This window comes from Desemzia sp. FAM 23988 (assembly GCF_045528365.1).
In the GTDB taxonomy this organism is placed as follows: Bacteria; Bacillota; Bacilli; order Lactobacillales; family Carnobacteriaceae; genus Desemzia.
On sequence record NZ_JBGQQS010000003.1, the window covers coordinates 47,637 to 69,887 of the forward strand.

Below are 22,251 nucleotides of genomic sequence, written 5' to 3' on the forward strand. Positions count from 1 at the left end.
TTAGAAGAATATCTAACAGTTAAAGGTGTTTTATATTGGCTCTTCATCTTCTAGCGTTGGTAAAGAAATTTCCTCCGGCCTATGGTGTTGCTTATGGAAAGCCATGGGAACGCCTTGAGCTGAAAGCCACATCTCAAGGCTTGCAAGCTTCAAACTTAGCGTAACGGCTAAAGCCTAACGCTAAGTAATTCCCATTGCTTCCTTTTTCATGGCTACAACCAACCCCATAGTCCTCCATAAATTTCTAGGAATGAGCTTCTAAAAGGTTTAGAATTAAGTTTTTTTTACTTACCAACGTCAAATATTGTAGAACCTTTATATTCGATAGGCTAAACGCCTTGTTCCGCGCTCTCAATAATCATTGCGATGCCTATTCCGCCTCCTACGCATAGTGTGGCTAGGCCGCGCTTTTTGTTGTTTTGTTTCATCGCATTTAAAAGAGTGACTAAAATGCGTGAGCCCGAGGCGCCGATTGGGTGTCCTAATGCGATAGCACCGCCATGGATATTGACTTTCTCAGTAGGAAGTTCTAAATCGCGCACCGAAGCAATGCTTTGGGAAGCAAAAGCTTCATTGAATTCATATAAATCGATGTCTTCTTTTGTGAAATTCGTTTTTTCAAATACTTTTTGAACAGCAGTATATGGTGCATAACCCATGATTTCAGGATCGGTTCCCACTTCTGAATACCCTTTGATCGTTGCTAAATAAGGGATGTTTCGTTTTTCAGATTCAGTTTTAGCCATCAGCAAGATTGCGGCTGCACCGTCGTTAATGCCAGAAGCATTTCCAGCTGTTACGGTTCCCTCTTTTTTAAAAGCCGGCCGTAGTTTTTGCAATTTTTTTATGGTTGTTTCTTTGTGAGGATATTCATCTTCTGAGATGAGTTGTGTTTCACGTTTTATTTGGACAGATACTGGAACGATCTCATCCTTGAACCAGTCATTTTCTTGAGCTGTTGCGGTTTTGATTTGTGAATCCAAGGCAAATTGGTCTTGTTCTTCACGGCTCACATGATACCGTTCAGCCACATTTTCGGCTGTGATTCCCATATGCTGCTGATTGAAAGCATCTGTCAGACCATCATGTACCAAGCTGTCGACGGCGTTGGTATCGCCTAATTTGCTGCCAAAACGTTGATTTTTTAATAAATAAGGAGCTTGAGACATATTTTCTGTTCCACCAGCCAACACGACTTTGGCATCTCCAACTTGAATAGCTTGGCTGGCTAAAATAACAGCTTTCAATCCTGAACCGCACACTTCATTTATCGTCATAGCAGGGATAGTATTGGGAATTCCAGAATGAATAGAGATTTGGCGTGCAGGGTTTTGTCCCAAACCTGCCTGTAAGACATTACCAAAAATCACTGAGTCCACATCTTCCGGCTGCAAATGAGAGCGGTGTAAGACTTCTGTAGCAGCCACGGTGCCCAGTTGAACAGCTGAAGTATCTTTAAATTGACCTCCTAAAGACCCGATTGGTGTACGGACTGCACTGACAATTACTACTTCTTCCATAATTGATCTCCTCCAACTAATTTTTATACGATTAAGTATTGATACGTCTATTTTACGATAAACTGAGCCGAATACACTATAAGATTTCCTTAAAACTATCATTTTGCCCAATTTCATAAGTTATTGTTAAATTTCATTTGTCTCAGTTGTGTTCTCAAGAAAGTTGTTTTATCGTTAAAGATGGAGAAGATTCGGAGAGCAATTGATTACGAATAAAAGGGGAGATCAACTTGAATATAGGGATAGATAAAATTGGTTTTTATACACCTCATACATTTATTGATATGGAGAAGTTGGCAGAAGCTCGAGGAGTGGATCCAGCAAAATACACGATTGGTATCGGACAGGAACAAATGGCCGTTTCACCGGTTACTCAAGATTCAGTAACATTAGCTGCAAATGCAGCCTTAAGAATATTAGATAAAGAAAATTTGGAAAAAATCGATTTGGTTATTTTTGGTACAGAATCAGGAGTCGATAGCTCTAAATCAGGAGCTGTTTATGTGCATGATTTGCTGGGCATTCAATCCAGCGCTCGTTCGATTGAAATCAAACAAGCCTGTTATGGAGCTACAGCAGGAATCCAGTTAGCTAAAGGGCATATTGCTTTGAATCCAGAGAGTCAGGTATTGGTATTAGGTTCAGATATTTCTAGATACGGCTTGAGAACTTCAGGAGAAGTAACTCAAGGAGCCGGAGCTGTAGCAATGGTCATTAGTGCTGACCCTCGTATTTTAAGTTTAGGCGACCAAAGTGCTTATCTGACAAATGATATCATGGATTTTTGGAGACCAACTTATTCGGATACCGCTTATGTAGACGGCAAATTTTCAAACGAACAGTACATTGCTTTCTTTTTAAACACCTGGGAACAATTCAAATCACAATTAGATATGACGATAGCGGATTTTGAAGCCCTGTGTTTCCATTTGCCTTATACAAAAATGGGTATGAAAGCGATGCGGGAAATATTTGATGAAGGTACTGAAGAAGATCAAAAACGGTTAACGGACCATTACCAAAAGAGTACGGTGTACAACAAAAGTGTTGGAAATATCTATACAGGTTCATTGTATTTGAGTTTGATTTCGTTACTGGAACAGGACGTCAGCTTAAAAGCTGGAGATCGAATTGGATTGTTTAGTTATGGTTCTGGAGCAGTTGGTGAATTCTTTACTGGAATACTTCAATCGGAATTCAGAAATGCTTTAGCAGAAGCGGATCATAAGAATTTATTTGCGGAACGAGAAGAAGTTTCGATTGAAAAGTATGAAGCGATTTTTAGTGAAACATTGCCAGTAGATGGATCAAATCTACAACTGGATATCGAAAAAGACCCAGCAATGATTTGTGTTGCGGGAATCAAAGAGCATAAGAGAGTGTATGTCAATAAAAGCAGATAATCTCAAAAAAGGCAATCCCAAAATAAACAGGGGCTGCCTTTTTTGAGATTCAGTTTATGAAGCAGACCCTAAATCATCTAATCCTACTTGAATTTTGAGACTGCTCCTCTTTTTATTGACGGTATTCTTTTAACAATTTCTCAGCAGTGGCTAAATTCATGTTTTCAGCTTGTTTTAATTTACGCGACAACCAGTTGATTTCTTCGCCTTTAGCGCCTGCACTGATAGCCAAAGAGCGAGACTGCAATCCCATATGTCCTTTTTGAATGCCGTCTGTGACGAGTGCTTTGACAGCCGCTAGATTTTGAGCCAAGCCAACAGACACGATGATTGATTCCAATTCAGCTGCATTTTCATAGTGCAAAATAGTTTTGGTCATTTTAGCGGCTGGATGGAATGAGATTGAACCACCAACTGTTCCGATGGGTAAAGGAAGCGTCAAATTCCCTAACAAGTCGCCATTTTTCGCTTTCTCCCATTTGGTCAATGAACGATACTGACCACTTCTGGAGGCATATGCATGGATACCAGCAGAAATAGCGCGCCAGTCATTCCCGGAAGCAATAATAACGCCATCAATTCCATTCATAATGCCTTTGTTGTGCGTCACAGCACGATAAGGATCCGCATAAGCAAATTGGTAAGCGTCAATGATGCGGTCACGCACTTCTTCGCCGCTAAACTTTCCTTTTTGCAACTGCTCAACTGGAATGCGGCAAGTAGCAGTTGCCAGACATTCTGTCGCATAATTGGAAAGAATCCCCATCAGTGCCCGGCTCTGCGCCAAATCCTCTACGTAAGGAATAATGCCTTCCATCATCGTATTGATAATATTGGCTCCCATGGCTTCTAAGGTTTTAACATGCAAATGAAGCACAATAAATTCAGGCGCATATTCTAGTTCGTCAGCTTTAATATGGCGAATGTCTAGTTTTACGGCTCCGCCCCCGCGTTTCACAATAGAAGGGTGAGCTTCATTAGCTATCTGTAAGATCTCAGCTTCTTTTTCAGCAAGCAATTGAAGAGTTTCCATTATGTGTGGGGGATTCTTCAAAGCCACCTGACCGATCATTGTCCGATCAGTCGTAGTCGTTGTAAAACCACCAGTGTGCTTGACGATTTTCGCAGCTGAACTGGCAGCGGCAATCACAGAAGGTTCTTCGATTGCCATCGGAACCACATATTCTTTGCCATCAATCAAAAAGTTTAAAGCAACTCCGTAAGGCAATTCATAAGTGGCCAGCTGGTTTTCAATCATATTGTCCGCTACGTCATTGGACAAATGCAACCCTGATTCCAACTGACTTTTTTCTTCGGCAGATAAAACTCCAGCTTGTCTTAAAGCAGAGATACGGCTAGATTTAGTTTTAGCATAAAACTTATTTAAATACGAGTAGTCCATCATAATCTCCTTTGAACAGTGATGTGTATAGATTTATAGTAGCACATTCAAAAAAACTAAGCACCAGTAAAGAAAATTAGTTTAAAAAACAAGTCAATTGATGAGGTAGTTATGACAAAGCTATAGGTTTAAATGATAGTGTTGGTGTAGTTAATAAAAGAGCAGATAAATTAGATGGGATTATTAGATAGATGGGGATTAGCTCATAGAATAATCGGTAATCAGGTTTCTTTTATGAGATAGAGAGGAGTTAACTCATAAAAGGACCGGGAAATAGGGGTTCAATTATTAGATAGAACGGGGTTAGTTCACAATAGAACTGGGAAATAGGATTCAATTATTAGATAGAGAGGCGTTAGCTCACAAATGAACTGGGAATCAGTATTCTATCATTAAATAGAGCGGGGTTAATTTACAAAAGAACTAGAAATCAGCAGCAATTGTTAGATAGCAAAAGCCTAGCTAACAAAAAAAGCAGGAATCCTTCTAGAATGATGAATTAACCTCTCCCTGCTAACTAGTGCAACGATGCGAAAAAAAGCCAAGCACTTTGAGAGATTACTTTACCTGCTTAAGCACAATAACTCTTCAAAATCCTTAGCTACCTAAAATGCACATTAAAAACATTACCAACGAATCTTATCGATCGTCTCCAATAACAATTTTGTATTAGCTTCACTAAGACCCCAGTGAGTGATTTCCTCTTTAATATCCGGCAACTTGCCGCGCTCGCGGACGAATCCGTTCAATCGAGCAGCAATAGTAGATTGGATAAATGAGGATTCATCTGGGAAAAGATTTTTGATCACCTCAGTGGCTCCTTTAAAGCGCCTTAAAAAGTATTTTTGATGGTGATTTTCAGCTGTATAAAAGTGGTTGAAAGTTTGGAATTCAGTTTGGATTTCTTTTCCTTGGGCTTGCTCGTATTCGGAACGAATCTCTTTAGCCGTCTTATACTGTGTTTCATTTTGATAAAACAAAATAGAGATATACTGGCGCTCTTTATAAAAGCGATCTTTAGCAGCGTCGTGGTTTTCCCAAAACAAATGGACTAATTGATCATAAGAAATGATTTCAGGGTCAAAAGTGAGGTGTATTGTTTCAGAATGATTGCCTATTTTTCGATAAGTAGGATCCTTACTAGTTCCGCCAGCGTAACCGACTTCGGTTTGAATCACTCCAGGTAAACTTCCAAAAAAACTATCCGGGCCCCAGAAGCAGCCCATACTAAAAGTAGCTTGTTCTAGAACTGAAGCGTGCTCATTCAAGTCTATCATTTTGCTCACCTCGCTATTTCTTTATTCCTCTTCCACAATATGCTGTACACGTCCTACTTGATCGCCTTCTTGAAGCATGACTTTGATGCCGTGCGGATGACTTTGACTGTTGGTCAAGAGACGTTTGACATGTCCACGAGTCAATTTTCCGGTACGTTGATCTTTTTTAAGAACGATATCGACCAGTGCCCCTATTTTAATAGTACTGCGTTTTTTTCCATCCATATTCAAATTGCTCCCTTATAACTAGTTTGTAGTTCCTATTATACAGAAAAGAAGCTGCGGGTTCTTCTTTTTTGCTGAATTCAAAATACCTATTCGTTAAAAATTATGGTAACATTGCGATGAAGTAGCTGTATGCAATCAGCAGAATGAGGAACAGGTGATGTGAAATGGTAACCATCAATGATATTGCCAAAAAAGCGGGGGTAGCTAAAAGTACAGTATCTCGCTATTTGAATGGCGGTTCGGTGAGTCAAAAAACAAAGGATAAAATAGAAAAAATAGTCAACGAAACAGGGTATTCACCCAATACATTTGCTCAAAGTTTAAAAGCTAAACACACTAAAATGGTTGGAGTCATTGTCCCCAGATTGGATTCTTATTCTGCAAATGAAGTCATCACCAGTATTGATAGAAAATTAACAGCAACAGGATATCAATTACTGATTACTAACACGGATCAAAGTGTTGAAAGAGAAATTGAAAATATTTATACATTGGCGAAACAAAAAGTCGCTGGAATTATACTAATGGCTACGGTAGTGACAGAAGAACACCGTAAAGCTATCAAAGAGGTAGACGTGCCTGTGTTGCTGCTAGGGCAGCAAGCGGAAGGATTGCATTCAATAGGGCATGAAGAATATAAAGCTGGATATGCAATGGGAAAACTTGCAGGCAGCTTAGGACATAAGGATTTTTTGTATTTTTCTGTCTTCAAAGAAGATATCGCAGTGGGCCAACTAAGAGCAAATGGAGTGCTGGAAGCTTTGAGAGAATGGCCGGATAGTCAAACAGAGGTAATAGAAACCAGTTTTTCTTTCCAACAAGCTTATGAATTAGCCTTGGATATCTTGCCAAAAACCAAAGCTACTTATGTATTATGTGCCACAGACAATATTGCGATGGCTGTGTTAAAAGCAGCACATACTTTAAATTTAGCGATCCCGAAAGATTTTTCGCTTTCAGGGTTTGGAGGATATGAAGTGACATCTATTGTTTCGCCTTCTATTACCACAGTAAAATACGGGTACAAAGAACTTGGTGAAACTGCGGTAAATCAACTCTGCCACTTAATAAATGGAGAAAAAGCAGAAAAGAATGTACTGATTCCGAATACATTGATCAAAAGGGAATCCACAGTTCCAAAATAAATAATCAAGAGAAATCTCTTGACAACTCTTTTTGGAACCGGTATCATGAACGTAAATAGAACCGGTTCCAAAAAATAGGAGGGAATAAAAATGGCAACGAATAAAGAAATTGCTGAAGATGTGGTGGAAGCGCTAGGTGGAAAAGAAAATATTCAATCTGTTACCCATTGTGCAACGAGATTGAGAGTTATCGTCAACGACAAAGAAAAAATACAAGAAGATAAAGTAGACGATATCGAGAAAGTAAAAGGAGCCTTCTTCAATTCAGGACAATACCAGATTATCTTCGGTACTGGGACAGTCAATAAAATTTACGAAGAAGTAACCGGATTAGGTGTTTCGGAGCAAACTTCCGGAGAAACCAAAGCTCAAAAAAACGAAGGCAAAAATGGTTTCCAACGAGCTATTCGGACATTTGGAGATGTGTTTGTGCCGATTATTCCAGTATTGGTGGCCACCGGGTTGTTCATGGGATTGCGTGGATTACTGACACAAGAACAGGTTTTAGCTGTATTTGGTTTAGTTCCTGAAGACATTAGTGCGAACTTTTTATTGTATACTCAAGTTTTAACCGATACGGCTTTTGCTTTTTTACCGGCTTTAGTAGCGTGGTCTTCCTTTAAAGTTTTTGGCGGATCGCCAGTTATTGGTATTGTATTAGGCTTAATGTTGGTTAATCCAGCTCTTCCAAATGCTTATGAAGTTGCTGCTGGAACAGCAGATCCAATCACCATGTTTGGCTTCATCCCCGTTGTTGGGTACCAAGGAACTGTATTGCCAGCCTTTATTGCTGGATTTATGGGTGCTAAATTTGAACGTATTGTACGCAAAAGAGTACCGGAATATCTTGATTTATTGATTACACCATTTGCAACGTTGCTTGTAATGAGTATTTTGTCATTATTCGTTATTGGACCTGTATTCCACTCATTAGAAACGGTTGTATTGGATGCAACGATTTGGTTGTTGCAATTGCCATTCGGTATTGCTGGATTGGTCATTGGTGGACTCAACCAATTGATTGTAGTCACTGGAGTACACCATATCTTTAATTTCTTGGAAGTACAGCTCTTAGCAAATACAGGAGTGAATTCATATAATGCGATTATCACATGTAGTGTAGCAGCTCAAGGTGGAGCAACATTAGCGGTAGGAATGAAAACAAAATCCAAAAAATTAAAAGCTTTAGCTTTCCCTTCTACTTTATCAGCGTTCTTAGGAATTACTGAGCCCGCTATTTTCGGGGTGAATTTGCGCTATGTGAAACCTTTCTTGTTTGGTTTAGTCGGTGGTGGAGTTGGCGGGATGTTAGCTGACTTATTGAATTTAGAAGGAACAGGGATGTCGGTTACGGTTATTCCTGGAGCATTGTTGTATTTAAACGAACAATTTATCTGGTACCTTATAGTTAACGCAGTTGCAATTGCTGTAGCTTTCGCTTTAACGTATCTGTTCGGATTTTCAGATAAAGAAGTTGCAAAGGACTAAGCAATGAAAGGAAGAAATGATTTGTCGAGTAAGTCAGAAACAGAAAAATATTCATTGAAGTACCATATTGTTCCACCAAAAGGGTTATTGAATGATCCGAATGGACTGATTCAATACAAGGGAATTTACCATGTGTTTTTCCAGTGGAATCAACACGATACCGTTCACAAAAACAAAAGCTGGGGACATGTCACTTCAAAAGATTTGATTCATTGGGATTACCATGAGGCTGCTTTGGTGCCGGATGAGTGGTATGACAAAGACGGCGTATATTCTGGCAGTGCAGTCTCCTTTGATGACAAATTGTATCTGTTTTATACTGGAAATGTAAGAGGAGCTGAAGGGAAGCGAGAAAGCTACCAGTGTTTAGCTGTGTCGGAAGACGGGTTCACATTTGAGAAAAAAAGGCCATTGTTCAATCATCCAAGAGGTTACACAGGTCATGTAAGAGATCCGAAAGTATGGCAAGACGGCGTTGGGACGTGGTGGATGGTGTTAGGAGCACAAAAAGAGGATCTATCAGGAGACACTATTCTTTATCAATCCACTAATTTGCTGGATTGGGAATTCAAGGGATCATTTGTGGAAGAAAAACTTTCTCTGGGATACATGTGGGAATGTCCAGATGTATTGCGTTTCACAGAAAAGGATGTCTTTATTTTCTCTCCACAAGGCTTGGAAACGAAAGGAAAAGAGTTCCAAAATATTTATCAAACGGGTTATTTAACCGGAAAGCTGACTTCCAATGGAACTTTTGCGCCAGATAAGAAGGCGTTTAAAGAATTGGATAGAGGCTTTGAATTTTACGCTCCTCAAAGTTTTACGGATGTTTCAGGCAGGGTAATCTCATTTGGTTGGGCCGGAGTGATGTACCCGGAAGTCGAAGCAGCGGTCCCAACACGAAAAGATGGCTGGCTGCACGCGTTATCTGTCCCAAGGGAAGTCACTTATGTGGATGGTGCGCTTAAACAACAACCTGTAATAGAGTTGGAACAATTGAGACAGCCAAACCCAACAGTGATAAATGATGCTGCACAGCAAACGATTGAATTGCCTTCATTACAAAACGAGTTGCTGATCGATTGGGAAAATACCCCTAAAGACTTCTGCCTTCACATTCGTAAGGGTGTAACGATGCAGTACCATCATGGGAATAACCGATTTGTAGTCAGTCGCACTAATTGGCTCACGAAAGAACGAGAAGAGCGAGAAGTAAAAATAGAAAAAGGATTAAAAAATATCCGTTTGTTGTTAGAAAGTTCTTTAATAGAGTTGTTTATTAATGACGGGGAAGAAGTATTTACCTTACGTTATTTCATAGAAGAAGAAAGCCGTCAATTAGTGATATCAACAGGTGATGAGATAGAAAATAGGACTATTTCATTGTATGAATTAAGCGTTTAGCAAAATAGACTGAGATAAGCACAATTTGCTTATCTCAGTCTGTTTTCTACATTTCTCTTATAGATCTAAGGTTTCGTTGGCATTTTCTCCCGGTTTCACCGAGTCTTTATTTCCAACAACTTTTTTAAAGAAGTTGGCAACAGATTTGGTAGTATCGCCTGTATCCCAATACTCTGCATGATTAGCTTCCACTTTGATCAAAACCAAAATAGGATCATCGTAACTGACATCGAACATTTTCTCATAGACTTTATTCCAAAATTCTTTTTTGCGCTCGATATCTTCTACAAAGGAAGCCGTTCCGCTGATAGAAGCATAAGAATCGCCAACAACGGTAACGTTTACATTTGGATTTGCAGAAATTTCTTGGTATTTTGTAGTATCTCTGCGCGTGATGAACCACAAGTCACCGTCAAATTCTAGTTCTTGAGTTTGCATCGGGCGAGAGACGATATTTCCTTCTGCAGAAACAGTTGTAAGCATGACTATCTCCGTATCTTTTAAAATACCTCTTAATACGGATAAAGCTTTTTCGTTTTGTAAAGAATTGTTTTCCGACATCTATTTCACCTCACTAGTTTAATACAGTTAGTATAACAGAGGGATTATCGATCTTAAAATAATACGTTTGCTGCTTATAAAAAAAATAGCACTCTGTTGACCGAAGTGCTAAAAAAGGTTATAATATTGTTGTAGCAAGAAAGAGACTTGCTGCAAGAATCAGTACAATAAAAGAAAGAAGGATGCTTTATGAATAGTTTATTTCCATTTAGACGTGATTTCATGAATGTAGACAGAAACTTTTTCGGAGATTCTTTTGATCACCTGTTTTCTAATACAGCCAACTTTGATGTAGATATTAAAGAATCTGATACAGGATATATCTTAGAAGCGGATATGCCAGGATTGGCAAAAGAAGACATCCAATTAGATTACCACAATAATGTATTGTCCATTAATGCTCACCAAGAAGAAGGCAAAGACGAGACGGATGAGAAAGGGAACTACATTCATAGAGAACGTTCGGTTCGTTCTTACAGTCGTCAGTTTATTTTAAAAGACGTTGAAGAAAATGCAATTACGGCTAAATTTGATAACGGCGTACTGACTGTTCATTTGCCTAAAAAAGAAGTTATGGACTCACCCAAAAATAGAATTGAAATACAATAAAAACAGAAGAAAAGGACTGTCATTAATTGGCAGTCCTTTCTGCTGTTTTTATTTATCTTGGTAAACAGAAGGTTCTTCAGCTTCATCCAAATCTTCGACGACTTCTGTATCCACAAGTGGTTTGACGATTTCTTTGTTTTTGCGTTCCTTTTTGTGGAAGTGTAAAACTTCCAATAAGGGAACTAAAATGGCTGCGATAAATCCACCAGAGAAACCATTGTTGTACAAGTTCATACCAGCATGCAAATAAGTGATGTTTGCAGCCATGGCCATGTGCAGACCACCTGCTATAAAACCTGCAACAGCCCCATAGTGCCCACTTATAGGAGCCAATGTAGTTCCAAAAAGAGCGGTCAATAGAAAAGTAGTAGAAGATAGTTCAACAGAAGTAAATAAACTGATCACAACAATCCCAACTAAAATAGGCAAGACATTTTTGATGTGTTTTCCAAAAGCTCCAAATCCGACAACGGTAAAAATACCACCAAGTACAGGTCCATTCAATTCTCCTCCAACCAGAAGAGAAAGAGTAGTAGTAATCAGCCCTAGTAAAGACATATTGATAAGAGTCAATCCAAAACCATGCTTTTCTAAAAAATCTCCCCCACCAATGCCATCCTCATCTAAGAAGTCATTGTATCCATGAAAATTCCCACCGTTAAAATACAGTCCGACAGCAAACATAAAGGAAAATAGAGTGTACATAAAAATAGAAAAAGCTACATTATTTCCGCTGGAAAGCAGATTCACTACATCGACTTCAAAACCATAAGCTCTCAACATAGCGATAAAGGCCATACCAATAATTCCGGCGGTAAATCCGATGTTGTATAGGCTGAACCCTTTATGGAAGCTGGCAAAATGACGAGACAACGGAGGAAGCACGAAGCCGACAATTATCCCTGAGAGAGACCCTAATAAGATACCTAATGGAAGAGGCAAGCCAACATTAAAAGAAACCTCACTTACTAAAGGGGCCAGTGCTGTCCCGAATAAAGCAGATAATAAATAATTTTTAAATGGAGTACGAGTAGCTTTTGCATAAAGCAGTACGCCTAAAATGATGGGGATAGAATTATACAAGTTTTTTCCGAATAAGGAGAATCCTACGACTGTAAAAACAGCGGCAAGTAACGGACCGGAGAGGGTTACTTTATTTTTTCGAATAATCAACAGGCTTTTCAAAGTCATTAGTGAAGCATTCACTAACGCAGCTCCTGGATTAGCCAATGCAAAATAATCCGTTATTAAGTTAGCGGGAGAAAATAAAATTTTTATACTGCCATTCCAAATTTCACTTGGTGTGTTTAACAAAAAAGCAAAACTAAATAAGGAAGCAGCAAAAATGAAGATAAAGAGATATTTTTGACGTTCAGTTACCAAAGTCTGTTCTTGATTTTGTTTAGGATAAAGAATATTTTTCATCTAGTTCAACACACTTTCATAGAGGATTTTCTAGATAGAATGGAATTTTTCTTTGTTTATCATCCAAGTGGTCTAGTAAAGTAGGCACTTGCTTTTTTAAAATAATAACATGATTCGTTTTCAACAGCAATAAAAAAATACCGAGAAAAAGTGCCGGTTTTATTGAAACATCAATGAAAACAGACAATAAAAGGAATCGTTTTCCTTTTTAAAAAATTGAACAAAATAAAAAAAGAGCAATCTTTGGTTAGATTGCTCCGTTAGTTATCAATTAAAAGGAAAAGTGGTCTGATTCTAAACGACTACAACGATTTTCTTTTAAATGCCTTGTTCTACATTTTGTAACAGTTTTGTTGTGTGTGCTTTCTTTTCTCCGGCAATCGTAGTGCGTTTGAATGAGTAGTAAGAAATGACTAGTGGAATCAATGCACCTATCCAAGCCAAAGGATTAGCAATAGTTACGCCAAGGTAGCCTAGTGGTGTTACGAGAGCTAGTGCTACAATAACACGAGAAAGTAATTCCATTACGCCTGCTACAGTTGGTGCAGTACTTTTACCTAATCCTTGAAGTGTATTTCTATAGATAAATAATAAAGCTAACACAAAATAGAAAGTCGAATTTGTAACGAAATAAGTTTGTACCATTCCTAAAATTTCGGGATCTGTTTCGCCAATGTACATTTTTGCCATACGGCTGCCGAATACAATCAGTAAAGTTGCAGCTACAAAGCTGTATACAACAACGATACGAGTGATTTTCTGAACGCCATCCCAAATACGGTCGTGTTTACCGGCACCGAAGTTTTGAGCTGTATAGGTTGCCATTGTTGTTCCAAAAGATACTAACGGCATGGTCGCGATACCGTTGATTTTTTCAGCTGCTGTAGTGGCTGCAACAGCAGTAGCGCCTAAACTGTTCAATGTAATTTGAATGGCAATAGCCCCGATTGAAATAATAGAAGCTTGGAATCCCATAGGCAAGCCGATGTTTAAGTGAGTTGTGATTTCTTCTTTGCTTACTTTCCAGTCCGTTTTACGAATCCGTAAGACAGGAACTCTTTTCCAAATATAAACTAAACAAAGAATACTAGAAACAACTTGAGAAATGACAGTTGCATATCCAGCGCCTTCTACGCCAGTGCCAAAGCCTAAAATAAAGACATAGTCCAACACGATATTTAATACAGAAGCGATAGCTAAAAATAACAAAGGTGTACGGCTGTCTCCGATAGCGCGTAAAACATTTGATAACAAATTAAAAAATACAGTAGCACTAATTCCAGCAAAAATAACGATTAGATAAGTATAAGCGTCTTCCATTAAAGCAGCCGGGGTGTTCATGAAATCTAAAATTTGTCTAGTAAATAAAGTAGCTAAAATAGTTAAAACAACAGCAGTTACAGCACTGATGATCACACTGGCTGCTAAGTTTTTACGAATCCCTTTAATATCTTCTTTTCCAAAACGTTGAGCAGTAATCACTGAAAGACCTACAGTTAAACCCGTTGCCAGCCCGATAATCAGATTGCTGATACTTCCTGTAGAACCAACGGCTGCAAATGCATTTACACCAATCGTTCTGCTGATAATGAATGTATCAGCCATGCTGTAAAATTGTTGGAAAATATTTCCTAATAACATTGGTAGAGTGAATAGGATAATCAATTTGATTGGATTTCCTTTAGTCATGTTTTGTCCCATTATAAAAATGCCTCCTGAATTTTTTTGTCTGACAAATCTGTCATGAATAAGTGCGTTTGTTTTTTTGAATACTTTTGCAAGTATAGATTCATTTTCAGAAAATACAACCCTTATTTTCATTTTTTATTGTGACAGTTTTGTCAACAAAAAAAAGGCAGAAAAACCATTTCGTTTTCATTGGTTTAACGGCAATCAGCTGTTGATACATATAGTTTTCCAACTTCACAAAGTGTTCATTTTCATAAAATATAAAATCAGAATGAAAAAATAAAGAGTACAGATTTTTTTTATTTTTAATTGTACATACACGCAACATGCCGTACTGTTAAATAAACAAATAAAGGAATTTATTTTTCAATAGAATAAGCAAAATTTTAAAACAAAGGAAGAGAAGTATGAGACTGGATAAGTTATTGGGTGAAGTTGGATTTGGCTCGCGAAGAACAGTTAAACGCTTAATTAAAAGTAAACAAGTGGTCGTTAATGGTGAAGTTGTGATGGAAGACAACACCAATGTTGATCCGCAAATCCAAAAAATAGTCGTATCAGGGAAAAAAGTTGACTATCAGCCGCATGCCTATTATATGATGAATAAGCCTGGTGGAGTAGTTAGTGCAGTAGCAGACGAAGAGAATAAAACAGTCATCGATTTAATCAAAGAATATGATCGCTTACCGGGGTTGTATCCTGTGGGAAGATTGGATAAAGACACAGAAGGTTTATTGTTGATCACCAATAATGGAAACTTAGGCTATCAATTGTTACTGCCTCACAAACATGTTGCAAAAAAATATGAAGTAATCGTCAACGAACGAGTGACTAGTGCAGATCAAGAAGCATTTGCCAAAGGAATCGTATTTCATGGGGGAATCCAGTGCGAACCAGCGAAGCTGACCATTTTAGAAGCGAGTGAAACAGAAAGCAAGGTACTTGTAGAAATTAACGAAGGTAAGTTTCATCAAGTGAAGAAAATGTTTCTAGCTTGCGGGAAAAAAGTGACTTCTTTAAAACGGTTGTCAATGGGACCAATTGAACTCGATGAAAAACTTCCGGCAGGAGCCTATCGCCCTCTTTCAATCGAAGAATTAAATCAATTAATCCCTTATTTTTAACTTTTAATCTCTAAAAAGAACCGACCTGGAATAATCGTTACTCATCAAGGCAGTTTTCTCCTTGATGTTCCAACACCATTCTTCATCAAGGCAACTTTCTCCTTGATGTTCCGACACCATTTTTCATCAAGGCAACTTTCTCTTTGATGTTCCGACACCATTTTTCATCAAGGTAACTTTCTCCTTGATGTTCCAACACCGTTCTTCATCAAGGTAACTTTCCCTTTGATGTTCCAACACCATTCTTCATCAAGGTAACTTTCTCCTTGATGTTCCAACACCATTTTTCATCAAGGTAACTTTCTCCTTGATGTTCCAACACCGTTCTTCATCAAGGTAACTTTCCCTTTGATGTTCCAACACCATTCTTCATCAAGGCAGTTTTCTCCTTGATGTTCAAACACTATTCTCCATCATTATGGTTTACTTCTAGGTACTCTACGCACCAAATGGATGAATAAACACGAGTTTTGAGTATCAACTCATAAAACTATGAATTATTCAGATCATTGATTGGATAGTGTATTAAATCTCACTCGAAGAAAAATCGTTTCTTTTTGGACATTAAGAAAGGGCTGTGCTTTTATTAAAATTAGACAATACAGAACGTTATCTTTGATTTGAAAGTTGATTCTCACTATTCTTAAAAGTAGAAGAGCAATAGGAAGGGAGTTTTAAGATATGGGAAAATTAACAGGAAAAGTAGCTTTTGTTACTGGCGGAACATCTGGAATAGGGGAATTTACAGCTAAAGCATTTGCGGAACAGGGTGCAAAAGTAATTGTAGCAGGTAGAGATGAGGAAGATGGAACGCGTATTGTAAAAGAAATGGAAGAAAAAGGCGGACAAGGTCTATTTGTCACATTAGACATTACTGAAAAAGAAGACATCAAACAAAGTGTTGAAAAGACGTTAGATGCATTTGGAACGATTGATGTTTTAGTGAATAGCGCCGGAATTCATGATTCGTATGATACGGTATTGGATACAGATGAAGAAAGTTACGATAAATTGATGGACATTAACGTAAAAGGTCCTTTTTTGATGACCAAAGAGATTTTGCCTATTTTGTTGGAAAAAGGGAAAGGAACAATTATCAATGTTGGTTCTCAAGCCACTTTTGTAGCCGGCCCAGGAGGTTCAGCTTATGTAACGTCTAAACATGCTATCGAAGGTTTTACGAAACAGTTGGCCTATGATTTTGGTAAAAAAGGCATTAAAGCGAATTTAATTGCTCCAGGATTTATTGAAACGCCCATGACAGAAGGCATTGAAGACGATCGCTTAAAAGATATCCCAGCACAACGAGCAGGAAGGCCAGAAGAAGTAGCTGCATTAGCAGTCTTTCTAGCCTCTGACGAGTCAGATTACATTCAAGGCACCTCCATCAAAATAGACGGAGGATGGACAATAGGAAGATAGAGCATGGAGCAAAACGTTTAGACTTCCGTGAGGTTCACTTTTCTCTTTTAGTTGGGCGATCTTTCCCACCAAAAAGAGAAAATGAAACTACAGGAAGTCTGTTTTGCGCAACGCGTCTAAAATAGAGCGTGGAGTAAGGCGCTTAGCTCACCGAATATAAGCTAATCACTAACAGTTAGGTGGTTTTTCCTAACAGTTAGTGATTAGCTTATAGGCGTGTGAGCTGCCTTGCGCAACGCGTCTAGAAAGCACAAACCTAAAGGAGCCGGAAAATATTCCGGCTCCTTTAGTTATTTTAGTTAGATTTACTTTGTGGCAATAAACGAGAATGTATCCATAGATTGGATGTTTTTTTGATTATGATAACTAGTTAATGAATTAAGCTGCGAAGACAACAATATTTTAAATTTATCCGGCATAGTTGAAATAGAAGCTATAGCTTCAGGTGCATTGGACAAGGTCATATCTACTTCCCAAGAACCGTCTTGCAAATCTTTCGAAGGAATAACGGTTTCGTCTACTACATTCCACCCAGCCTGTTTAACTAAATTTTTGCTGTCTTCAAGGGTAATTAATGTACGGATGTTGGCTTCAGTAGTTTCACGGAAACTTTCGTATTGTGCTTGCAGCAGAGCAGCTAAAAAATGTGGCATTTGATGGTTGTCAGTGATATGAGTATCCCATTCCGCAAAAACTAATCGTTTTCCCCATTTATGAAGTTTGGTAAACATTTCTAGCAATATCTCTTGAGATGTTAAGTACCAGCTTGAATGAGAAAACACTATGGTATCAAAAGTATTTTCTGGAAAATCTATTTCAGCAGATAAAATATCTGTGTTGAAATCAACTGTAATTTGCTTGCCCACAGAAGATTGCTGCAGTTTAGCCATCGCTTGACCCAACGTTTCTGGAGCGCCATAATCAGGACCAGCGATATCGATAGCGTGAACTTTTCCTTTATCTCCTGCAAAATAAGCTAGTACAGCAGTCATATCCCCTTGACCACAACCAATTTCTAAAACACTTTCTCCAGCATGAATTCCCCAATACTCTGCTAAATGAATGCGATGTTGCGTTTGGACAGTTTGAATTTCAGATAAAGTACCTGTTGGTGAAATGCTTTTAGCCATTTCTTTTAAGTTGTTCATTCCCAATTCTTATCCCTCTTTCTATTTCTTTCAATGATATGCCGTTTGACTTACTTAGTATACCTTAGTTTTAATCCGTAAAGTGCAGCAAAATGAAAGGCAGTTTCTTGATTTTATGGTATTCTATAGAATAGAAGAAAGGTATGTGAAAGATGAAGAAAAGTTTGATCAAATTAAGAAAAAAATTAGGACTTGTGGCTGCTTTGAGCCTGCTAAGTGCCTGTGGAACAGAAAGTTCAGCAAATGAAGCCTCTAATCCTACTGCTTCTCATGTAGAAACGATTGAAAAAAGCGGCTTAGAAGAGTTGAAAGTTCATTACATAAATGCTGGACAAGCCGATGCAACGTTGTTTGAATTTGCAGATGAGAGTGAAGAATATACGATTCTCTATGATACAGGTGATTGGAACAGAACAGATGTGGTCGATTACTTGTCTAATGAAGGGATAGAAGAACTAGATTTAGTCATCGTCAGTCATCCAGATGCAGATCATATTGGTCAATTAGATAAAGTGATTGAACAATTTGAAGTAGGAGAAATTTGGATGTCTGGAAATACTACCACTTCAGATGTATTTGCACGATCACTCGAAGCAATTCAAGAACATGAAGTAGGGTATTATGAACCTCGAGCAGGAGACCAATTTGATGTTGGTCCATTGGATATGGAGATTCTTTATCCTGCTGAATTGACCGGCAATACAAACGCAGATTCTATTTCAATGATGGTTTCATATGGAGAGATTGATTTCATGTTTACAGCGGATGCTGGAAAAGCGCAAGAAATCGAAATGGTCAATTCTGGGATGAATGTAGATGCGGAAATTCTTTCGTTAGGGCACCACGGATCTGATACTTCCAGTGATCCTTCTTTCGTTGAAGCAGTTAGTCCAGAAGTCGCAGTCTACAGTGCTGGTGTAGATAATTCATACGGGCATCCTCATCAAGAAGTAGTGTCTATGATTAAAGATAAAGGGATAGAGCTTTATGGAACGGATGCCTATGGCACCATCATTGTCACTACCAATGGTGCAGAGTACACTATTCGAACAACTGGCAAAGGGGTTGTGAAGACCGGCAAGAAAGAAAAGAAGGATTCTTCAAAAAATAGTGCTACAATTTCTGAAGTCCCTGAGGAATCGGCTGAAGAAAGCAAACTTGCCCCATCTTCAGAAATGATAAACATCAACACAGCATCTTATGAAGAGTTGCTTGAGATCGTTCATATCGGTCCAGAACGGGCAGAAGAGATTATCGCCTTGCGTCCTTTCGAGCGAGTTGAAGAGCTGAGCGAAGTAAATGGCATTGGAGCTGCCAGGTTAGACGATATTTTAACTGAAGGCAAAGTTTATGTAGGAGGGGAATAAGTGTGAAAGGTATACTAGATCGATTTGAAGAAGATAAAGCTGTCTTATTGGTTGAGCAGTTAAATAAAGAATGGATTGTAGAGGTGGATCGCTTGCCAGCGGGAAGTAAAAAAGGTACTTGGTTTACCTTAGACATCAGTGGAGATGAGATAAGCAGTATATCCGTTGATCAACAGCTTACAGAAGAAAAGAGCCAGAAGATCAATGATTTGATGCAATCTATACGTTCCAAAAGTACAGACAGCAAATTCAAACGCAACTAAAAACGAGATGAATTCAACAGGCTCCATAAAAGATCGGGTAGTCCATTCGATTTTGTATGGAGCCTGTTTATTCTATTTCTTCATTACAATTCTTAGTGATTAAACATAGGTTGAATTTTATTTTTGTGGTATCATTAAAAACAAAGAAAAAGTAATTTTTGGGGGCAAATATTGTGAATAATATATATCCAGATGATAGTTTGGCATTGCATACAGACATGTATCAACTTAACATGATGAAATCCTATTGGGAGTTAGGGGATGCAGATAAGAATGCTGTATTTGAAGTATATTTTCGTGAAAATCCATTTGGTATTGGTTATACCGTTTTCGCGGGGTTGGAAAGAGTAGTAAACTATGTAGAAAATTTAACGTTTACAGCATCTGATCTCGACTATTTAAGAGAGACTCAAGATTACCCAGAAGCATTTTTAGACTATTTAAAAAACTTTAAATTTACTGGAACGATTCGTTCAGTCATAGAAGGAGACTTAGTTTTTGCTAATGAACCCATCTTGCAAATAGAAGGGCCTCTGGCTGAATGCCAATTATTGGAGACAACTATTTTGAATGTAGTCAATTTTCAAACCTTGATTGCGACAAAAGCCTCTGAAATGAAGACCGTAGTTGAAGATGATCCCTTATTGGAATTCGGGACTCGAAGAGCTCAAGAAATGGATGCAGCAATTTGGGGAACACGAGCAGCTTTTATTGGCGGAGCAGATGCTACAAGTAATGTTCGTGCTTCAAAATTATTTGGTATTCCAGCCAGCGGAACACACGCTCATGCGATGGTGCAAGCTTACGATAGTGAATATGAAGCATTTATGGCATATGCCAAAACACATAGAGATTGTGTGTTTTTAGTAGATACATTTGATACATTAAAAACTGGTGTGCCTAACGCGATTCGTGTTGCGAATGAAATGGGAGATAATATCAATTTTTTAGGTGTTCGATTAGATAGTGGAGATATGGCTTATATATCTAAGCAAGTACGGACGCAACTGGATGAAGCAGGATATCCTGATGCTAAAATCTATGCTTCAAATAACTTAGATTCAAAAACGATTTTAAACTTAAAAATGCAAGGTGCTAAAATCGATGTATGGGGAGTTGGAACACGTTTAATTACCGCGTTTGATCAACCTGCATTAGGAGCGGTTTATAAATTAGTGGCGATAGAAGATAAAAACGGCAATATGAGAAATACAATCAAATTAACCAGCAATGCTGCTAAAATGTCTACTCCAGGTAAAAAACAAGTGTGGCGAATCACCAGTAATGAAAAAGGAAAATCTGAAGGTGACTATGTAGCTCTTTGGGGAGAACGCCCCGATCTGGAAAAGGAGCTGTTCATGTTCCATCCGATCCATACGTATATCAATAAAACTGTTAAAGATTTCACTGCCGTTCCATTGTTGAAAGATATTTTTGTGGACGGTGAATTGGTGTATGAGTTACCTAAATTGGATAAAATCAAATCGCACGCAGAAGAAAGTCTGACGGCATTGTGGGATGAGTATAAACGAATATTGAATCCTGAATCTTATCCCGTTGATTTATCTCAAAAAGCTTACGATAATAAATTAGCGATCATCAAAGAAACGAGACGGAGAATGAAAGAGCTGGAAAGCTGATTATTTCTTTCTTCTCGCGAAACAGTGGTAATTTATAATGGTTATAATAAATATTATTTGCCGAGTAGTTGTAAAGCTTCAATAAATTAGTTGTGATGAGAAAGGGTGCAAGTTATGTCAGAAATCAGAGATGAAATACTAGCAGAAATGAAAGTAAAGCCTTCCATTGATCCTAAAGTAGAAGTTCGACAACGAGTAGATTTTTTAAAAGCCTATTTAACAAAATATCCTTTTATCAAAACGCTTGTATTAGGAATCAGCGGGGGACAGGACTCTACGTTGGCTGGGAAAATAAGTCAATTGGCGATTAATGAAATAAGAGAAGAGACAGGGGACGCTCTGTATCAATTCATAGCTGTTCGATTACCTTATGGAACGCAAGCAGATGAACATGATGCCATGGATGCCATTGAATTTATGCAAGCCGATAAAACGGTTCGCGTAAATATCAAACCAGCAACAGATGCTGTAGTCGAGGCTTTAAAAGATGAAACGATTGAATTGAGCGACTTTACAATTGGGAATATCAAAGCTCGTCAAAGAATGATTGCTCAATACGCGATTGCTGGAACTTACAATGGAGTAGTTGTAGGAACCGATCAATCAGCTGAATCAGTCACAGGTTTTTACACCAAATACGGTGATGGCGGAACAGACATCAACCCACTGTTTGGATTAAACAAACGTCAAGGGAAAGCGTTACTTGTTGCATTAGGTTGTCCTGAACACTTGTATACTAAAATACCTACAGCAGATTTAGAAGACGACCGTCCATCCCTTCCGGATGAAGTAGCTTTAGGAGTGAGTTACGAAGCTATTGATGACTACCTAGAAGGTAAAGAAGTATCTGAACGGGAAGCCGCTGCTATTGAAGGCTGGTTCAATAGAACACGCCACAAACGCAATATGCCCATAGATGTCTTTGATACATTCTGGAAAGAATAAACGTACGATGTCGAGAATAGTGTGAGACGATAATTATAAGCGAAATCAAAAGTAACAGAAGGTTAAGAAGCTAGCTAAATGCCTAGTTTTCTTAATCTTTTTTGTTAGTGAAAGAAAAAAAGTTCATCCGTTGCATTTTCGGTCTATACCATTTATAATAGAGAAGTATTTTAAATGAAGGAGACAATAAT

General features: G+C 38.3%; 18 protein-coding genes and 1 pseudogene. 11 read left to right on the forward strand and 8 right to left on the reverse strand.

Translation table 11 applies throughout. The features are described 5' to 3' along the window. Nucleotides 1-329: 329 nt before the first annotated feature. On the reverse strand, nt 330-1,520 hold the full coding sequence (locus ACEN4L_RS02795; RefSeq protein WP_407095832.1) for an acetyl-CoA C-acetyltransferase: 1,191 nt from the start codon (nt 1,518-1,520) through the stop codon (nt 330-332). 230 nt (nt 1,521-1,750) lie between these two features. On the opposite strand from ACEN4L_RS02795, the gene ACEN4L_RS02800 reads away from it, so the two are divergent. Then, nucleotides 1,751-2,923 carry a hydroxymethylglutaryl-CoA synthase gene (locus ACEN4L_RS02800; RefSeq protein WP_407095833.1) on the forward strand — a complete coding sequence of 391 codons (1,173 nt, stop codon included), beginning with the start codon at nt 1,751-1,753 and terminating at the stop codon, nt 2,921-2,923. Nucleotides 2,924-3,035: 112 nt separating this feature from the next. On the opposite strand, the gene ACEN4L_RS02805 is transcribed toward ACEN4L_RS02800, so the two are convergent. The 3 genes from ACEN4L_RS02805 to ACEN4L_RS02815 form a co-directional block, all read right to left on the reverse strand. Continuing rightward, nucleotides 3,036-4,328 (reverse strand): hydroxymethylglutaryl-CoA reductase, degradative, encoded by a 1,293-nt coding sequence (locus ACEN4L_RS02805; protein ID WP_407095834.1) that lies wholly within the window; start codon nt 4,326-4,328, stop codon nt 3,036-3,038. A gap of 623 nt (nt 4,329-4,951) precedes the next feature. Further along, on the reverse strand, nt 4,952-5,602 hold the full coding sequence (gene msrA, locus ACEN4L_RS02810) for a peptide-methionine (S)-S-oxide reductase MsrA (RefSeq protein WP_407095835.1): 651 nt from the start codon (nt 5,600-5,602) through the stop codon (nt 4,952-4,954). Between the two features lie 21 nt (nt 5,603-5,623). Next, the gene (locus tag ACEN4L_RS02815; RefSeq protein WP_407095836.1) at nt 5,624-5,827 is read right to left on the reverse strand and encodes a YwbE family protein; all 204 of its coding nucleotides are present in this window, start codon (nt 5,825-5,827) and stop codon (nt 5,624-5,626) included. Between the two features lie 167 nt (nt 5,828-5,994). Between ACEN4L_RS02815 and ACEN4L_RS02820 the strand changes: the two genes are divergently transcribed. The 3 genes and pseudogenes from ACEN4L_RS02820 (at nt 5,995) to ACEN4L_RS02830 (ending at nt 9,867) form a co-directional block, all read left to right on the forward strand. Further along, the gene (locus tag ACEN4L_RS02820; protein WP_407095837.1) at nt 5,995-6,975 is read left to right on the forward strand and encodes a LacI family DNA-binding transcriptional regulator; all 981 of its coding nucleotides are present in this window, start codon (nt 5,995-5,997) and stop codon (nt 6,973-6,975) included. Nucleotides 6,976-7,065: 90 nt separating this feature from the next. Further along, a pseudogene (locus ACEN4L_RS02825) lies at nt 7,066-8,448 on the forward strand (sucrose-specific PTS transporter subunit IIBC); the annotation flags it as partial. A 36-nt stretch (nt 8,449-8,484) separates the two neighbouring features. After that, the gene (locus ACEN4L_RS02830) at nt 8,485-9,867 is read left to right on the forward strand and encodes a glycoside hydrolase family 32 protein (RefSeq protein WP_407123578.1); all 1,383 of its coding nucleotides are present in this window, start codon (nt 8,485-8,487) and stop codon (nt 9,865-9,867) included. A gap of 57 nt (nt 9,868-9,924) precedes the next feature. On the opposite strand, the gene ACEN4L_RS02835 is transcribed toward ACEN4L_RS02830, so the two are convergent. Then, nucleotides 9,925-10,428: a pyridoxamine 5'-phosphate oxidase family protein gene (locus tag ACEN4L_RS02835; protein WP_407095839.1), complete on the reverse strand. Its 504-nt coding sequence runs from the start codon at nt 10,426-10,428 to the stop codon at nt 9,925-9,927. Nucleotides 10,429-10,617: 189 nt separating this feature from the next. On the opposite strand from ACEN4L_RS02835, the gene ACEN4L_RS02840 reads away from it, so the two are divergent. Continuing rightward, nucleotides 10,618-11,037, forward strand: coding sequence for an Hsp20/alpha crystallin family protein (locus tag ACEN4L_RS02840; protein WP_407095840.1), 420 nt, complete (start codon nt 10,618-10,620; stop codon nt 11,035-11,037). A gap of 48 nt (nt 11,038-11,085) precedes the next feature. On the opposite strand, the gene ACEN4L_RS02845 is transcribed toward ACEN4L_RS02840, so the two are convergent. Both ACEN4L_RS02845 and ACEN4L_RS02850 read right to left on the reverse strand, forming a co-directional pair. After that, nucleotides 11,086-12,462 (reverse strand): DUF1576 domain-containing protein, encoded by a 1,377-nt coding sequence (locus ACEN4L_RS02845; protein ID WP_407095841.1) that lies wholly within the window; start codon nt 12,460-12,462, stop codon nt 11,086-11,088. 318 nt (nt 12,463-12,780) lie between these two features. After that, complete coding sequence (locus ACEN4L_RS02850) at nt 12,781-14,163, reverse strand: MATE family efflux transporter (RefSeq protein WP_407095842.1); 1,383 nt, start codon at nt 14,161-14,163, stop codon at nt 12,781-12,783. Between the two features lie 395 nt (nt 14,164-14,558). Between ACEN4L_RS02850 and ACEN4L_RS02855 the strand changes: the two genes are divergently transcribed. Further along, nucleotides 14,559-15,275 (forward strand): pseudouridine synthase, encoded by a 717-nt coding sequence (locus ACEN4L_RS02855; protein WP_407095843.1) that lies wholly within the window; start codon nt 14,559-14,561, stop codon nt 15,273-15,275. A 681-nt stretch (nt 15,276-15,956) separates the two neighbouring features. Next, nucleotides 15,957-16,697 (forward strand): SDR family NAD(P)-dependent oxidoreductase, encoded by a 741-nt coding sequence (locus tag ACEN4L_RS02860; RefSeq protein ID WP_407095844.1) that lies wholly within the window; start codon nt 15,957-15,959, stop codon nt 16,695-16,697. Nucleotides 16,698-17,002: 305 nt separating this feature from the next. On the opposite strand, the gene ACEN4L_RS02865 is transcribed toward ACEN4L_RS02860, so the two are convergent. After that, entirely contained in the window at nt 17,003-17,845 is an 843-nt protein-coding gene (locus ACEN4L_RS02865; protein WP_407095939.1) for a class I SAM-dependent methyltransferase, read from the reverse strand. Between the two features lie 152 nt (nt 17,846-17,997). On the opposite strand from ACEN4L_RS02865, the gene ACEN4L_RS02870 reads away from it, so the two are divergent. The 4 genes from ACEN4L_RS02870 (at nt 17,998) to nadE (ending at nt 22,060) form a co-directional block, all read left to right on the forward strand. Continuing rightward, on the forward strand, nt 17,998-19,212 hold the full coding sequence (locus ACEN4L_RS02870) for an MBL fold metallo-hydrolase (protein WP_407095845.1): 1,215 nt from the start codon (nt 17,998-18,000) through the stop codon (nt 19,210-19,212). 2 nt (nt 19,213-19,214) lie between these two features. After that, nucleotides 19,215-19,475, forward strand: coding sequence for a DUF3006 domain-containing protein (locus ACEN4L_RS02875; protein ID WP_407095846.1), 261 nt, complete (start codon nt 19,215-19,217; stop codon nt 19,473-19,475). A 173-nt stretch (nt 19,476-19,648) separates the two neighbouring features. Continuing rightward, nucleotides 19,649-21,115, forward strand: a complete 1,467-nt coding sequence (locus ACEN4L_RS02880) for a nicotinate phosphoribosyltransferase (protein ID WP_407095847.1) — start codon at nt 19,649-19,651, stop codon at nt 21,113-21,115. A 114-nt stretch (nt 21,116-21,229) separates the two neighbouring features. After that, nucleotides 21,230-22,060, forward strand: coding sequence for an ammonia-dependent NAD(+) synthetase (gene nadE, locus ACEN4L_RS02885; RefSeq protein ID WP_407095848.1), 831 nt, complete (start codon nt 21,230-21,232; stop codon nt 22,058-22,060). Nucleotides 22,061-22,251: the final 191 nt, after the last annotated feature.